The sequence below is a fragment of the Sphingobacterium sp. B29 genome (assembly GCF_001952815.1).
Classification (GTDB): Bacteria; Bacteroidota; Bacteroidia; order Sphingobacteriales; family Sphingobacteriaceae; genus Sphingobacterium; species Sphingobacterium siyangense.
Genome location: NZ_CP019158.1, coordinates 3,476,461 through 3,492,042, shown reverse-complemented (window position 1 = coordinate 3,492,042; position 15,582 = coordinate 3,476,461). Strand labels below are relative to the sequence as shown.

The window sequence follows — 15,582 nt, the reverse complement described above, 5'->3', positions numbered from 1 at the left end:
AAACAATCAAATGGCGGCACGGTTCAAGAAAACTAACATGTGCTGCCATTTCAATTTGCTTTCCAAAGACATTCGTTCGGTTCAATATGGATCATCACATGACCGAGATCAGGAATATGCGCAACCAAATGGTCTTTGAGTTTATGTGCCAACTCATGCCCTTCCCTTACGGTAATTTCACTATCAACAATAGCGTGCAGATCGACATGATATTTAGCCCCCGATTTGCGGACAAAACATTTTTCTGTGGCTTTTATCCCCTCTACCTTTAATGCTTCTTCCCGGATATTATCAATGACCTCATCGTATACATTTTCATCCATTATCTCGCCAAGCGCCGGTCTGAAAATATGATAACAGTTATACAGTATAAATCCAGCAGCAAATAATGCCGCGTAGTCATCCGCATTTTCATATCCTTTTCCGAGTAACAATGCAATAGATATCCCAATGAAGGCTGCAACTGACGTTATCGCATCGCTTCGATGGTGCCAAGCGTCTGCACGAAGTGAAGAACTATTTGTTTCTTTACTTTTCTTCATAACGATCCTATACGAAATTTCTTTCCATACGATGATCCCGCCAAGAACAAATAGGGTCCAAGGCTTTGGAAGATCATGTGGCGTTCCTATATTCTCAATACTTTCATAAGCGATTATGGTTGCAGAAACGATGAGAAAACCAACGACAATAAATGTAATGAGGGGTTCTACCCGGCCATGACCATACGGGTGATTGTCGTCGGCAGGTCGTTGCGCATATTTTAAACCCAGAAGCACTAGAAATGAAGAGAAAATGTCCGCCGTTGACTCAATTGCATCCGCAATCAGGGCATAGGAGTTTCCAAAGAAACCAGCTAGCCATTTTAACAATGCTAGTAATGCATTGCCTACAATACTAAAATAAGTCGTTCTGACTGCAGTCTGCTCTTGAAGTTCGGACATCGCTATAAATTAACTTGACACCGCGAAAATACTGTTTTTTCTCTTCAAATTCTATTCTCCATATCTAGAAAATAACGATTACAATAATCGATCGTTAACTGCCGCTTGCGATATCCTGCAATGCTTTTTTTATCTCAGGAGTCCCATAGTCACGGCTTCCTTCCAAACGCTCTACGATCTTTCCAGTTTTATCCAAGATCACCGTTGTCGGGATGGACTGCCCTAAGAATTCTGCAGGAATTTCACCCTCTGCTATATAAAGGGGCAGATCATACTTGTTTTCTGCCATAAATGCTGAAGACTTCTCCATGTCGCCATCAACGTCCACCATGAGGAAAACGATATCCTTATTATCTTTAAGCGATTGCCTAAGCTGGTCAATGGAAGGTAGTTCATGAATACAAGGAGGACACCAAGTCGCCCAGAAATTGATAAATACGACCTTACCTTTTAAAGCACTTAATTGAAGAACCTTCCCCTCTTTATCCTTAAAAGATAGCTCCTGCGTTGTGGGTGCAGTCGCTTCAGCAGGTTCCTCCACCTTTTCGGCCTTGGCCTCACTTTTAGTTCCTGTGTTTCCACAGCTAAAAAACAAACTGGTCGATAAAGCCGCAAGACCCAAAAAAATAACCCCTCTATTAAACCTAATATTCATCGTCTTTTGTTTCATTAAATTATTCTATTAAAAATAAATCCTGTTCACTAATCGTTCTCTTAAAGTAAGGGCTAAAAGATTAAATCCGAATTCGGAGATCTCGTCAATCCAATCCTCCTAGGAGAAATTCTCAAACATTAGCTAATTTAACCTTAATTATTCAAGACCACAAGTATTGCAAACAACTTCACAACATAAACAATTGATCAATAACAAAATAAGCAACAATAAATTTGAAAAAATAACAAGAACTTTTCCGACATTTAAAAGAGTGAACATATCACTGATCAAAAGACAATTTATTGACTACATCATGAATCTCTCAGCAAATCATTTCAAAAAATACTTGTTAATATATTTCCTGTTATTCATCACCCCCCAGCTTAATTTCGGGCAAGCCACGTCAACTAAATTCAATAACCTATATCAGCTAATAGCATCAAAAGATTTCTTCACCGCCCGTGACCTTTTTAAGGTAAATAAAACTTTTTTAAACGCCCATGAGCAACTTTTTATTTTGGCAATACTCGATAATGCCTTTAATAGGCCCATCGCTTCAAACAAAAAAATTGCACTGCTGAACACAGCAACAGAAAAATTGACTGACACACTGCGACTAAAAATACGACGTATTCAGGAAGATAATTTTGTCAAACTGAAAGATTACGATGGGGCAAAACAGACAACGCAAAAAATCCTACTCGAATTCGATCCCTTGCTGTCAACAGATACAAGAGCGGATCTCCGAAACAATCTAAAAATCTGGTCGGCACTTGATCATGTAAAGCCGCAGCTTATACAAATCAACGACGATACCCGTCTTAAAATGACGAAAGATAAAGCCGGCTTGAAGAATCTAAAAGTAGAGGTTAACGGCGATACAGCAAGTTTCATATTTGACACCGGAGCAAATCTATCTACAGTTTCGGAGTCCGTGGCCAAACGACTTCATATGGATATGATCCCTGCAGATATTGATGTAGACGCAATTACAGGTATTGCTATCAAAGCCGATTTAGCAGTCTGTAAACAATTAAAACTTGGTAACATCAGTATATCGAATGCTATATTTCTGGTTTTCCCAGACAGTGCACTTTATATCCCACAAATTGGCTATCAGATCAATGGCATAATAGGCTTCCCAGTCATAGAAGCACTGCAAGAAGTACAGCTTACACAAGATGATTTTTTTATCGTACCTAAGAGACCTACAGTTACAAAGAAGGCTTCAAATCTTGCAATAGATGGGTTATCACCTCTTATTGCCATTGATGGAAAGCACTATACCTTTGATACGGGAGCGGAAAATACAATCCTTTATGCGCCATTTTACGAAACCTACAAACAGCATATCGAAAAATATGGTATACCGACCAAAGTCGCCATGGGCGGCGCAGGTGGTAACGTTGAATATGATGGCTTTGTCATACAACATACATTCCATATCGGCGATAAACCGATCGCTCTTAAAAAAATAAACCTATTGAAATCGAAAATCAAGAATGAAACTGTATATGGAAATATAGGACAAGATATTATCCGCCAATTTTCTAAAATGACACTTAATTTTAAAGACATGTTTATCATTTTAATTAACAGGAATCTAAAACTAAAATGGATAAAAAGGAAACCCCAAATTTAAAACGAATAAAATTGAGCTCAGTTTCGTCTCATAATTATACTTCATAAAAACACCCTAAAAGTTTTGTCCAGCTTTTAGGGTGTGATGCTTCTATAGATTTATGGAACAATTATGCGGAGTAGGTCACTGCATTAAAACCCTTCTTCTTGATAATTTCAATTATTTCTTCTTCCGAAACGCCTTCAGATTTTACAGTCAGAATTTTGTCTGCATTTGTGGTGTCAACATTCCATTCACAGATACCGTCCACACTATCCAGATCTGCACTTACTTTGGATACACATCCCCCACAAGTAAGGTTTGTTTTGAATTGAAGTTCTTTGCTTTCCATGTTATTTAATTTTAATGTTATTAATCTATTTAATTATCTATACAAATATCCCTTTAATTCAATTGGCTATACTTATAGTTTTTCTATTTTGTTTTACAATATTTATCGTTTAAAACACGGTCTACAGCTTAACCATCGGTAGCTATTTTTTCCAGCGAAGCCGCAAGCTATTACTGACAACACTTACACTGCTCAATGCCATTGCAGCCCCAGCTATCATCGGGTTTAAAAGGAAACCATTGAATGGATACAGAATGCCTGCAGCGAGGGGAATTCCAATTAAATTATAAATAAATGCCCAAAACAAGTTTTGCTTAATTGTTGCGACCGTTTGTTTCGAAAGTCGAATTGCCTGGGGTATCTTCGTCAAATCAGAAGAAATAATTGTCATTTTCGCTACATCCATTGCAATATCACTTCCTTTTCCCATTGCAATACTGACATCCGCTGTTGCTAAGGCTGTACTATCATTAATACCGTCCCCAACCATAGCGACCACCTGCCCCCTTTGCTGCAATTCCTTAACAAAATCAGCTTTGTGTTCTGGCAACACCTCGGCTTTGTAATGCTGAATCCCTGTTTCCGCAGCGATGGCCCTCGCTGTAGCCTCGTTGTCACCAGTCAGCATATATAGTTCAATTCCCATTGCTTGCATCTCCTTGATTGCACGTACAGAAGTTTCCTTAATCTGGTCCGCAATGGCAATTACAGCTAATGCAGTATGACTATTGGCAAACCAGATCACTGTTTTCGATTGATTTCCCCATTGAGTAGCATGTTCCGTCAATTCTGTCGAAATTGTAATCCTATTTTCATCCAACAACCTCCGATTCCCTACATAGTAAGTTTCGATTCCTTCACTGCCTTTTACACCCTTCCCTGTAATACTTTCGATAAAGGATATTGGAGTAACTTTCACATCATTAAAATACCCTACAACAGCTTCTGCCAATGGATGTTCTGACTGTTTCTCCAGGCTTAACAGGATACCTTTCAAATTATCTTCATTATTTTTCCAATACACGTCAGTAACAACAGGTTTTCCCTCCGTAATGGTACCGGTTTTATCCAAAACAACTGCACTTACCTTTTGGGCCAGCTCCAGACTTTCCGCATCCTTAATTAAAATGCCCTGTTCAGCTCCCTTACCCACGCCAACCATGATCGCTGTAGGAGTTGCTAAACCTAGTGCACAGGGACACGCAATAACTAAAACCGTTACTGTCGCCAACAAACCCTGTACCAAATGGTTTTCTCCACCTAAAGTAAACCACAGTAGAAAAGTTAAAATAGCAATACCAATGACAACAGGAACGAATACACCAGCAATTCGATCGACCAGTTTTTGCACAGGAGCCTTACTTCCCTGTGCATCCTGAACCATTTTAATGATCTGTGCAAGCATTGTCTCCCGGCCAACTTTTGTAGCTTTGAACTGAAAACTTCCCTTTTGATTGATCGTCCCTGCAAATACCTGTTCATTTCCCGTTTTTAAAACCGGGACCGGCTCTCCGCTTAACATACTTTCGTCAACATAGGAATTTCCACTGATAACAACACCATCGACAGCGATCTTCTCCCCTGGTTTTACCAGAATGATATCGCCAGTATGAACGGCCTCTATAGGGACCTGACGCTCTACCCCATCCGATTGAATGACCATAACCGTCTTAGGTTGCAACCCCATTAGCTTTTTAATGGCAGATGAGGTGTTACCTTTGGCCTTCTCCTCCAGTAATTTACCCAATAAAATAAAAGCAATGACAACAGAGGCGGCCTCAAAATACACATGTGCATGCAAGCCACGTTGATGCCAAAATTCAGCAAAGAGCATATTAAATACACTAAAGATGTAGGCTATTCCCGTGCTCAACGCAACAAGTGTATCCATATTGGCCGAACGGTGTTTCGCTTGTTTCCACGCATTGATAAAAAAGTCCTTGCCTAGCCAAAGAACTACGGGTGTAGAAAACAGCCACATAATAGGATTTGCATACGGCATATCCATAAAGAACATACCAATCACAACTACGGGAAGAGATAGCAATACTGCCCATCGTGTTTTGATTTTAAGCTGGCGAAATTTAGCTGCGTGAATAGCCTCCAATGTTTCCTGCTGTGTAGATTCATCTTCGATTAATAAATCATAGCCACCAGCCTGGACTGCTTTCTGAATTTTTAAATGATCCGTAATATTAGGCAAATATTCAACTGTAAGATTTCCAGTTGCAAAATTTACAGACGCATTGACAACCCCTTCTTCATATTTCGCCATACTTTCGGCGCTACTGGCACATGAGGCACAAGTCATCCCAAGAACTGGAAATATTTTGGTCAATGTAGAAACACCATAACCAAGATCTTTGATCGTCTTTACACTGCTAACGACCGCTTCACTATCTTTAGGTACGATAGCAGCTCTATGATTATTCAATTCCACCCGATAGCTCGCCAAGCCTTTGACCTGAGCTAGTCCTTTTTCGACAATTGAAGCACAATGTTCGCTTTCAACATCTTCTAAAGGTAGATAAACCGTATCTTTATAAATATCTGTCGCCATAACTGATTGTTTTATTTTACACAACAAATTTGGCCACAAATAACATCGAAATCATTACACAATTAGGGAATTGATTTGTAATATTTATTCGATAATACGATACGACAGGTTAAACTCAATTCTTCTTTAGCTTTCCACTTCCTCAACAAAACCATAGATAATATAATCACCGCGCTCTTCGAGTTTAATCGTTTCCATTCCACTCCAGCCGGATGCATCGGTATTTTCATCGATAAAATTTTGAATTCTGTCAAATGCGACACCAATCTTTGTTTTCCCATCGGCATAAATCTGATATTTCGCAGAGGTCTGCCAGCTTACTTTTTTTCTAAATAACCGTAAACCTTCTCTTTTCAAAAAACTGTGCATTTCATTAGATAAATTCATATTCTCATTTGTTTTACGCGCTCACACTACTCACCTATTTATTTGGTAGATGCTTTTCTGGTCAAGGACTTACCTCAAGCCTTCTCATTAGTTTATCTATTTACGCTACATGGCTTTAATGGCTAAAGAATTGGTTTTTCGCTGCTAAAATAGATAGTTCTAAAATAATGAACCAGATAGAATCCTACAATGAAGCCGTCGCTATTTCATCGTACTCAAATGCTATTTCGTCGAATTTTCCAATAGCATACGATGGACCTTCTTTCAATGCTCATTATAATCTGGCAGACTATTCGAACAGCATCTAATACACGGCGAACAGAAATAGGAACAGGCACTATTTTTTCGTCGAATAGATTCTTTAGTTCGTCCGATTCATTTTCAATTCTGTCGATATTTTTCGTTGTTCTTTTCCATAGAAAGCACATTTGTTTACAATTTAAACGTATAACTATGGAAAACATTGAAAATTTTTTAGCGGAGGATTTTGTATTGGATGTACAAACTGTCTGCGTGGTCGAACCGATCTCATTTTTTGATTTTGATGATATGGAACTGGTAACTATTAAGACAGTTACATCTTCAAAAGTAATATAAAAGAGGATAATGCTGTGAGGGCGTTCTGGTAGGCGCCTTTACAGCAATCGTCTTTATTGCCTACTAAATAAAAAAAGAACCGAGTATATGACTTCACCCAAGCTTAAATGTATTCTTATTGAGGATGAACCCTTGGCGACAAAAAAAATAGTTGAATACATTCACATGTTTCCAGATCTTCAATTGATAAAGATGGTTGAAGACATTGAAAATCCAGCATTATTTAGTCATGATCTAAAATCTGCAGACATCCTATTCCTCGATCTCATTGTTAGCGGCGGTAATATTAATACACTTGCCGAATTGATCGCCGATATTCCTATCCTGATCATAACGTCCGCTGTGTCACGCTGGCATTATCCGGAATTTATCAAAAACAGAAAGCATTTTGCACTACAAAAACCAATTTCGCCCGAAATGTTTCAGTCCTGTATAAAACAAGTCATGCAATACTAGTCCTACTAATTCATGTCATTATTCCACTTATCCGATTATTTTCTTCTGCGCACGCCGCTGCTTCCAGCTGCATTTGCCGTTGATCTTTTAACGAGTAAAGAGAGACATGAAATAGAAGATAAACTTCGTCATTTGTTTCAAAATGAGCAATTAAAAGAAGCCCTATTTCTGGCAAGCCCAGCCTTCTCAGTAGAAGTTCAAAAATGGCTTGAATACAAGAAAGAAAGCAGCTCAAAAATGATCGTTTCACTACTCAAATATGCGATTAGGATGAGCACCAGAAGTACGCCTTTCGGTTTATTCGCAGGGGTATCTTTTGGGAACATTGCCGTCTCCGAAAAAAAGGTATCCTTAATTAGGACTAATGCGAATAAAGCTGTATTAAAACTGGATGCCACCATTTTGACAGGAATTATTGAACAGCTATCAAAAGACAAAAGAATTTACACTCAACTCTATTATCGCATCAATCCGACCTTATACTTAGATGGTAAATATTACAAATATTATCAAAAAGTGACTAATGGAAAGAAAGGACAGCATATCCTGAAACGCATAAGGCTTACCCCAGTTTTGGATCGAGTCATCCAATACTTTGAACGTAATAAGAGAACCAGCCACTATCAATCATTAATCGATCTGCTGCAAGGTCTTGGAGCATCAACAACGCATGCGCCCTTATTCGTCAATAACCTCATCAGCCTTGGAATCATATCTTCTGAATTACAGCCCAATGTAATTGGCCGAGGTTATCTGGATAGCCTGATAACGACGCTTGAAAGAGTGGATAAGGCGGAAAATTATTTAAATCCTTTATTAACGATAAAAAGATGGCTTCATAGTTCTCAATCTGTCATTGAGATCAGAACTGCCATCCTTAAATTATTGCAGCCTTTGGCTCCAGATCTCGATATGACCAATTCGTTACAGGGGGATCTCCTCATGGGGATGGAAGAAAATAATTTATCAGATACCGCATTAAATCACATAAGAGATCAATTTCAGGATTTACTACCACTTTGCAGCCAGGCTAAGTTAACAGATTTTGACCAGTTTAGAGCTGCGTTCTCTGTTAAATATGAAGATAGAATGGTCCCGCTAACGACAGCTCTAGACCCCGATATTGGGATTGGTTACGGACGTCAAGAAGGTGTTTACAATATAACGGATGAAATACTCGGGGATGTTAAAAACATCACTCCGACGGGCGAAAAAAAATATGGGGACCACCATTATCAAGATCTGGTCATTGAAAAATTTGTAGAAAGTGTAAAAAATCAATTCACCGAAATTCGGCTGACCGGCAAAGATCTAGATCATATCGCTAAACAGCGTAAACAAACAGCCCATACTATCCCTTCTTCATTCTATGCCATCGGCAATCTCCTTCGAAGTTCATGTCAGGAAAATTTATTCTTCAATCTAGGTACTATTGGTGGTTCGTCATCAGGAAACTTAATTTCCAGATTTGCACATTTGGATGAAGAATTGCATAACAAATTAAAAGAATCGGCCAACAAAGAGCAACAGCAGTTTCCCAATGCAATACTTGCCGAGATTTGTCATTACCCAGACAATAATGCTGGTAATATAATTTATAGACCTGCGCTGCGAAAGACATCAATTTGTCTAAGCCCAACAATCGACGAAGAACAAGAGCAAATTGATGTTAATGACTTATACCTGTTCCTTAAAGAACAGCGTCTAATCTTGTGGTCCAAGAAATTCAATAAAATGGTTATCCCCCGTTTGACGACGGCCCACAATTTTGAACAAGGTATGAATATTTATAAGTTTCTCGCAGATTTTCAGTTCCAAAATAATAGGTTGGATCTTTCCTGGAATTGGGGAATTATGAAAGAGCAGCGGAGGCTCCCAAGAATAAGCTACAAAAATATTATCTTGTCTAGAGCCCAGTGGCGAATTCAAAAAATAGCGAAATACCCCAGCAACCCTCAGGCTTTCATAAAAAATATACAAGCGGAGTTATCAATCCCTGCAATGGTCATCATCAGCAGCGGCGATAATGAACTGTTGATAAATTTAGACAATCCTTATTGCATAGAAATCCTATTGGATCATATGTGCAAAAGAGAGACCATATTAACCGAATATATCCTGAATGACTATTCATCAATAGCCAGGGATAAAGATGGACATATTTTTGCCAACGAAATCATTATTCCAATAGAATCACAACAGGAGACTTTCACAAATGAATCAGCTCCGCAAGACAATAACCTAAAAAGATGCTTCCCTTTGGGCAGTGAATGGCTTTACGCCAAGATCTATTGTGGTTTACATATTGCAGACACCTTGTTAAAGGAAGTTTTCCCCATTATCGTAGCCACAATTAGTCAACAAAATGTCCTAAAAAAATGGTTTTTTATACGGTACAGCGATCCATCGCCCCACATTAGGTTTAGAGTTGAGCTTTCAGATCCAAGCCAGTATTTTTTCGTTATATCCACGCTCAATACCCTATTGGAACAGTTTATTAAAGATGGACAGATATCAACGCTATCCTTTGACACTTATACACGGGAGATAGAACGCTATACCCCATTTTGTATGGAACTTAGTGAGGAGCTATTCTATCAACAGAGCGAAACGGTACTGAAGGTTATTCAACAAAGTACTTCAATCAATGATCGATGGCGCCTGGCTTTCGAAAATATTGAGTCGCTATTAGAAGCTGCAAAATTTACACTGATCGAAAAAAGAGATTTCTGCCTACAGATGAATACCCTTTATCAGCAAGAATTTGATAATAATAAAAACCTTTGGATTCATCTCAACAATAAGTTTAAAGAGAAAAAAGACTGGTTCGACAAACCTTTAGACAACCTAGAAGAATCGAAAAAGAAACTAAATGCACTTCAATACAGCATATTTAACACCTTACAGAGCCATACCGAGCAAGATGAATTCAAGTCGGCTCGGACATCGTTACTATCAAGCTACATTCATATGTTTATTAATCGATTGTTCATGTCTGATCAACGCTTACATGAACTTGCCGTTTACCACTTTATGGTTGGCTATTATAAAATGCAAATTGGGAAACAGAAAGAACGTATGAATCCGATAAATTATAGGAGTCCCATCTTCGCGAAAAGTTGATTACGATATTGTAAACCTATACCGAGTTCTGTCCCATTTTTCAGAATAACTTTACTTGCCTCAACACCCTTGATCTGTTTGATATTGACAATATAGGACCGGTGCATACGAGCAAACATATCCCAAGGCAGTTCTGCTTCCATATCTTTCATGGTAGACAGCAACGTTTGCATACCTTCTAATGTATAAATTTGAATGTAATCCCCCCAGGCTTTTAAATAGAAAATATCCGCCGGATCTATAAAAATAGTTTTGTTCCGATCCTTTATCTTAATAGCCTTTCTTTCACCCTGTGGGCCCCTTCTAGAAAACAAAATTGCCTTTTGGACTTTTTCAATTGCCTTGATTAACCGCTCTTCCGTCAGGAGTGGCTTTAAGATATAATCGATCACATCCAGCTCAAATCCATCGACCGCATACTCATAATGCCCAGTTATAAAAACAACAAATGGTGGATGAGCAAGCCCTTTGAGAAAGGTAATTCCGTCCATTTCAGGCATATCTATATCCGACAAAATGAGATCTACCTCGTGCTGCCTTAAAACGTCAATTGCTTGCAATGGGCTCTCGAATACACCCAATATCTCGATCAGGCCTAATTTGGAAACTAATTTCTCCAGGCGGCCTCTCGCAATAGGCTCATCTTCAATAAGGATCGTTTTAATTCTATTCATAAGTACTTCGCAACCCGTTGCTTTGGTGCTACGGCTCTGTTTCCGAATGTAAAGTTACAACAAGATTAACACTAAATACACCCTCTTGCGACTTTATTTCCAAATTGTGATTATGAGGATAATGAAGTTCCAGTCGTTTTTTTTACATTTTCTATCCCTAATCCGCCGATATAATTTTCTGGTTTTGAAAGTTCTCTGTACGCATTAGCCACGTGCATATACACCTTGTCATCCGCAACCTTAATGTCTACGGATATCCATCCCGCCGAAGAACTTAACCGAGGTCCGTGTTTGAATGCATTTTCCACAAACGGAAAAAAGATCAAAGGAACAATCATGCTGTTTTCGTCGTCGGCCACCAAATTTAAATTGATCTGTACGGTCTCGCTATAGCGTAACTTTTCCAATTCAACATAATCCTTTAGCAATTGAAATTCGCGACTAATTTCTATCCTGGGTTGATTACTTTCATGCAGTAAATACACCATAATACTACTTAAACGCATCATACTCTCGCCGCCTCGTTCATCATGATCGGATACCAGCACATAAATGCTATAAAGTGTATTAAGTAAAAAATGTGGATTAATCTGGTATTTTAGAAAGGCAAGTTCCAATTGGACATTGTTCAATTCCAATGCTGAATTTTTCAATTCGAGTTTCATTTTTGAATTTCTGACAGACATAAATGCCTGTACAATTTTTACAGTCAATGGCAGCGCCACCAAAAAAATAAAATCCAACAAATAATCGCTAATGGAAGAAAGGCGAAAAGCACCAAAGATTCCTTGACTTAATATTATTTCAAGATAGCTTGACAGGCGAACATCTGGTGTTAGATATTTCAACGTTAATAGGGCCCCAAAGTAACTTAGAAACGACCACCAGGCGTAAATAAACAACAACCATAATATACATAATACAAACTTCCCTGGAATAAACCACCGCGGAATGACGATATATGCTGTCACATAAAATATTGTCAACAAAGAAAAGACGTCCTTTACAAACAAAATCCAGGAATTATCAATATCTATCCGCTGATAGGAAATGAATTGCATTCCCAAAACCAAAAACCAAAAACACAAATGAAGAATAATACGTTTCCCCGTATTGTAATTTTGGAAAAACCTGTTCATAGATAGCATACTTTTCAATAATATCAGTCTAATATAATGATATCCTTTAGTTTGTGGTAGTCTGACTTATCAAGTGATAACGCAAAAAGACATTTCTGCGACAAAAAACAACCACCTATAACGCTAACAATCTGAATATATCCCAATTAGGATCTGAGCAAATCAAAAAAAATAGCATTACGCACAAAACAATAAAATTGTAACAAATATATTGCTTTAAAATGAAAATGATTTTTAGCGTGCATAAAACAGCTAGCTCATCCAGCAAATAAAGTAATTTGCTAAGTTATCAATATAGAATAACGTTATCTCTAATTTCAATTAAGTTGGTAATTTTCAAAACTTACCTAATAAGGTAAATATAATACGTAGCGATCACTAAAATGTCTATTTACATAACATAAATTGTCCATAATTGAAGGCTCAGCAAAAAAAGTTATAGCGATCTTCCGTATATTTAATTTTGCAGAACCCACATAAACAACAATTAGATGTCAACTACTTTTATGCAGCTTTGGTTATATAATAACTGGGCCAATACAGCACTACTGGAGAAACTGAAAAGTGAAGGCGAAAATGTACCTCATTCTTGCATACGGCTCTTTAGCCATATTGTCAATGCTCAGATTATTTGGTTAAGTCGATTAACTGGTGAAAAACCACCTGTTGGTGTTTGGGATGAGCACAGTATCATCGATTGCCAAAGGTATCACGATTTAGCTTCAGAAGGATTTGGGCAGCAGATTCAGCGCAGAAATGATATAGAGGATGAAATTATCAATTATACAAACACACAGCATCAGGCTTTTCATAATAAGGCCAACGACATTCTGTTACACGTCTTTAATCATGGCACCTATCACAGGGCGCAAATAGCAAGCGAAATGCGGAAAAATGGTATTGAACCTATCAACACAGATTATATCACTTTTGCTCGCACATAACAGTACTGTAATCAGACGCCACTGTAGTCTGATTACAAACGAAGTAGTTTTATTCAAATGCCGATTTGCTCCAAACGATAAATATCATGCTGGATCAATCCTTCTGCAAGGTAATAAAAGGAATACCCTAGGACATACTCGTTTTCAACCAGATAATGGTCGCTTTGATTTTTAAGCAGTTCTATTAAAATTTTGATCTGGTCAATTCGACCTATCCTACACATGCTGTAATTGGCGGACTAGACGTTCTATAATATTGGAGAATACCTTAAATTTGAAACAAAATGAGTTACAAACATATCTTTAAAGCGACCTTAACTTGGAACCATCCTGAACAGCCTAGTGCTGTGGGTTCAAAAATTTATACAAAGAGCCATCACATCGCGATCGAAGGGAAAGCTGACCTGCAAGTTTCCGCAGCAAAAGCATTCAAGGGTGACCCCGCATTGTACAATCCGGAAGATTTGCTACTTAGCAGCCTGATTTCTTGCCACATGATGTCCTATTTATACGTCTGCTCGAAAAATAGCATCGAGATTTTATCCTATACGGACAATGCTATCGCCACCCTCGAAACGAATGGAGATGGAAGTGGTCGTTTTACAGAAGTTATATTACACCCCGAGGTTCTCATCACAGATGAATCCCAGATAGAACTTGCTTTATCCTTACATACCCAAGCAAATAAAATGTGTTTTATTGCGAATTCATGTAATTTCACTGTGCTGCACCGTCCCAAATGTCAAGCGATCTAATCCATACCTAGACGTTCAATCGAAAGAAAAAAGCCCCCTATTATCGGTTTGTTAACACAACCGAAAATATAACACGTAGCACAAATTAGTAATTAAATAACAAACAAATTTTTAAGGATTTCATTACTTTTGAATCATGATGGAAAATTCCAAGAAAAAAGCAGCAATCGGATTCATATTTATTACACTACTAATCGATATTACGGGTTGGGGAATCATTATTCCAGTCGTCCCTAAACTTATCGAGGAATTGATTCATAGCGACATCAGTGAAGCAGCAAAATATGGCGGCTGGCTCGGCTTTGCCTACGCTTTCACCCAATTCATCTGTTCTCCCGTCGTTGGTAACCTCAGTGACAAATATGGCAGAAGGCCAATTATTTTGATCTCACTTTTTGGGTTTGCTGTAGACTACATCTTTCTTGCCCTCGCGCCAACTATAGGTTGGTTATTCTTAGGACGCGTTATCGCCGGATTGACAGGTGCTAGTTTTACAACGGCAAGTGCTTATATCGCCGATATATCTACGGATGAAGATCGGGCAAAGAACTTTGGCTTGATAGGCGCTGCATTTGGTCTGGGCTTTATCATCGGCCCAGTTATCGGCGGTCTACTCGGTCACTATGGTGCCAGGGTTCCCTTTTATGCGGCCGCAGGACTGTGTATGCTAAACTTCCTGTATGGCTATTTTATCTTACCTGAGAGCTTAGATAAAGAAAAACGTAGAGCTTTTGAATGGAAACGCGCAAATCCAATTGGATCCTTTAAGTTTCTTGGAAAACATCCAGAAATATCCGGATTAATCGTTGCCTTAATTTTAATATATATCGCAGGTCATGCAGTTCAAAGTAACTGGAACTTCTTCACCATGTATAAATTCGACTGGACAGAAAGAATGGTGGGTATCTCATTAGGTGTTATTGGATTATTGATCGGATTGGTTCAGGGTGTTTTAATTCGATGGACTACACCCAAACTTGGTGAACAAAAAAGCATTTTCTATGGATTGACCCTGTATGCTATTGGACTACTGTTATTCTCGTTTGCAAGTGAGGGATGGATGATGTTCGTCTTCCTTATCCCCTATTGCTTGGGTGGTATTTGTGGACCAGCTCTTCAGTCTGTTATTACAAAAAATGTTCCTTCAAACGAACAGGGTGAACTTCAAGGTGCACTAACAAGCTTAATGAGTGCAACATCGATTATTGGTCCACCGATGATGACAAACCTATTTTATTATTTCACCCATGACAAAGCACCATTTAAATTTTCTGGCGCGCCGTTTTTCTTAGCATTTATCCTGATGACGATTAGTGTGATCATTGTCTATAATGCTTCTCGCAAAAGGAGAAATCAGCAAATAAATCTTTAAACC

15 protein-coding genes are annotated in these 15,582 nt (G+C 38.4%); 8 read left to right on the top strand and 7 right to left on the bottom strand.

Annotated features, from left to right (window positions below; all coding sequences use genetic code 11):
- Positions 1–50: 50 nt before the first annotated feature.
- Both BV902_RS14675 and BV902_RS14670 read right to left on the bottom strand, forming a co-directional pair.
- On the bottom strand, positions 51–944 hold the full coding sequence (locus BV902_RS14675) for a cation diffusion facilitator family transporter (protein ID WP_075992585.1): 894 nt from the start codon (positions 942–944) through the stop codon (positions 51–53).
- A gap of 94 nt (positions 945–1,038) precedes the next feature.
- Entirely contained in the window at positions 1,039–1,599 is a 561-nt protein-coding gene (locus BV902_RS14670; RefSeq protein WP_083663820.1) for a TlpA family protein disulfide reductase, read from the bottom strand.
- A 271-nt stretch (positions 1,600–1,870) separates the two neighbouring features.
- On the opposite strand from BV902_RS14670, the gene BV902_RS14665 reads away from it, so the two are divergent.
- Positions 1,871–3,241, top strand: a complete 1,371-nt coding sequence (locus BV902_RS14665) for a retropepsin-like aspartic protease (RefSeq protein WP_157626088.1) — start codon at positions 1,871–1,873, stop codon at positions 3,239–3,241.
- Between the two features lie 109 nt (positions 3,242–3,350).
- On the opposite strand, the gene BV902_RS14660 is transcribed toward BV902_RS14665, so the two are convergent.
- From BV902_RS14660 to BV902_RS14650, 3 genes are all read right to left on the bottom strand, one after another.
- Entirely contained in the window at positions 3,351–3,572 is a 222-nt protein-coding gene (locus tag BV902_RS14660) for a heavy-metal-associated domain-containing protein (protein WP_075992582.1), read from the bottom strand.
- 142 nt (positions 3,573–3,714) lie between these two features.
- A complete protein-coding gene (locus BV902_RS14655) occupies positions 3,715–6,132 on the bottom strand; it encodes a heavy metal translocating P-type ATPase (protein WP_075992581.1) in 2,418 nt (805 codons plus the stop codon).
- 126 nt (positions 6,133–6,258) lie between these two features.
- On the bottom strand, positions 6,259–6,519 hold the full coding sequence (locus BV902_RS14650) for a hypothetical protein (RefSeq protein WP_157626086.1): 261 nt from the start codon (positions 6,517–6,519) through the stop codon (positions 6,259–6,261).
- A 167-nt stretch (positions 6,520–6,686) separates the two neighbouring features.
- On the opposite strand from BV902_RS14650, the gene BV902_RS27355 reads away from it, so the two are divergent.
- From BV902_RS27355 to BV902_RS14640, 4 genes are all read left to right on the top strand, one after another.
- Entirely contained in the window at positions 6,687–6,827 is a 141-nt protein-coding gene (locus BV902_RS27355) for a hypothetical protein (RefSeq protein WP_157626084.1), read from the top strand.
- Positions 6,828–6,972: 145 nt separating this feature from the next.
- A complete protein-coding gene (locus BV902_RS27350; protein ID WP_153848663.1) occupies positions 6,973–7,116 on the top strand; it encodes a hypothetical protein in 144 nt (47 codons plus the stop codon).
- Positions 7,117–7,203: 87 nt separating this feature from the next.
- Positions 7,204–7,572 carry a hypothetical protein gene (locus BV902_RS14645; protein WP_075992579.1) on the top strand — a complete coding sequence of 123 codons (369 nt, stop codon included), beginning with the start codon at positions 7,204–7,206 and terminating at the stop codon, positions 7,570–7,572.
- Positions 7,573–7,584: 12 nt separating this feature from the next.
- Complete coding sequence (locus BV902_RS14640) at positions 7,585–10,695, top strand: lantibiotic dehydratase (protein ID WP_075992578.1); 3,111 nt, start codon at positions 7,585–7,587, stop codon at positions 10,693–10,695.
- Here BV902_RS14640 and BV902_RS14635 read toward each other — a convergent pair.
- Positions 10,665–11,369: a LytR/AlgR family response regulator transcription factor gene (locus tag BV902_RS14635; RefSeq protein ID WP_075992577.1), complete on the bottom strand. Its 705-nt coding sequence runs from the start codon at positions 11,367–11,369 to the stop codon at positions 10,665–10,667. The two genes, BV902_RS14640 and BV902_RS14635, sit on opposite strands and share 31 nt — an antisense overlap.
- 110 nt (positions 11,370–11,479) lie before the next feature.
- Complete coding sequence (locus tag BV902_RS14630; RefSeq protein WP_172840688.1) at positions 11,480–12,508, bottom strand: sensor histidine kinase; 1,029 nt, start codon at positions 12,506–12,508, stop codon at positions 11,480–11,482.
- A gap of 491 nt (positions 12,509–12,999) precedes the next feature.
- Between BV902_RS14630 and BV902_RS14625 the strand changes: the two genes are divergently transcribed.
- The 3 genes from BV902_RS14625 (at position 13,000) to BV902_RS14615 (ending at position 15,579) form a co-directional block, all read left to right on the top strand.
- Positions 13,000–13,452 (top strand): DinB family protein, encoded by a 453-nt coding sequence (locus BV902_RS14625; RefSeq protein WP_075992575.1) that lies wholly within the window; start codon positions 13,000–13,002, stop codon positions 13,450–13,452.
- 284 nt (positions 13,453–13,736) lie between these two features.
- Positions 13,737–14,207 carry an OsmC family protein gene (locus BV902_RS14620; RefSeq protein ID WP_075992574.1) on the top strand — a complete coding sequence of 157 codons (471 nt, stop codon included), beginning with the start codon at positions 13,737–13,739 and terminating at the stop codon, positions 14,205–14,207.
- 136 nt (positions 14,208–14,343) lie between these two features.
- Positions 14,344–15,579, top strand: coding sequence for a TCR/Tet family MFS transporter (locus BV902_RS14615; protein WP_333888926.1), 1,236 nt, complete (start codon positions 14,344–14,346; stop codon positions 15,577–15,579).
- The last annotated feature ends 3 nt before the right edge of the window (positions 15,580–15,582 follow it).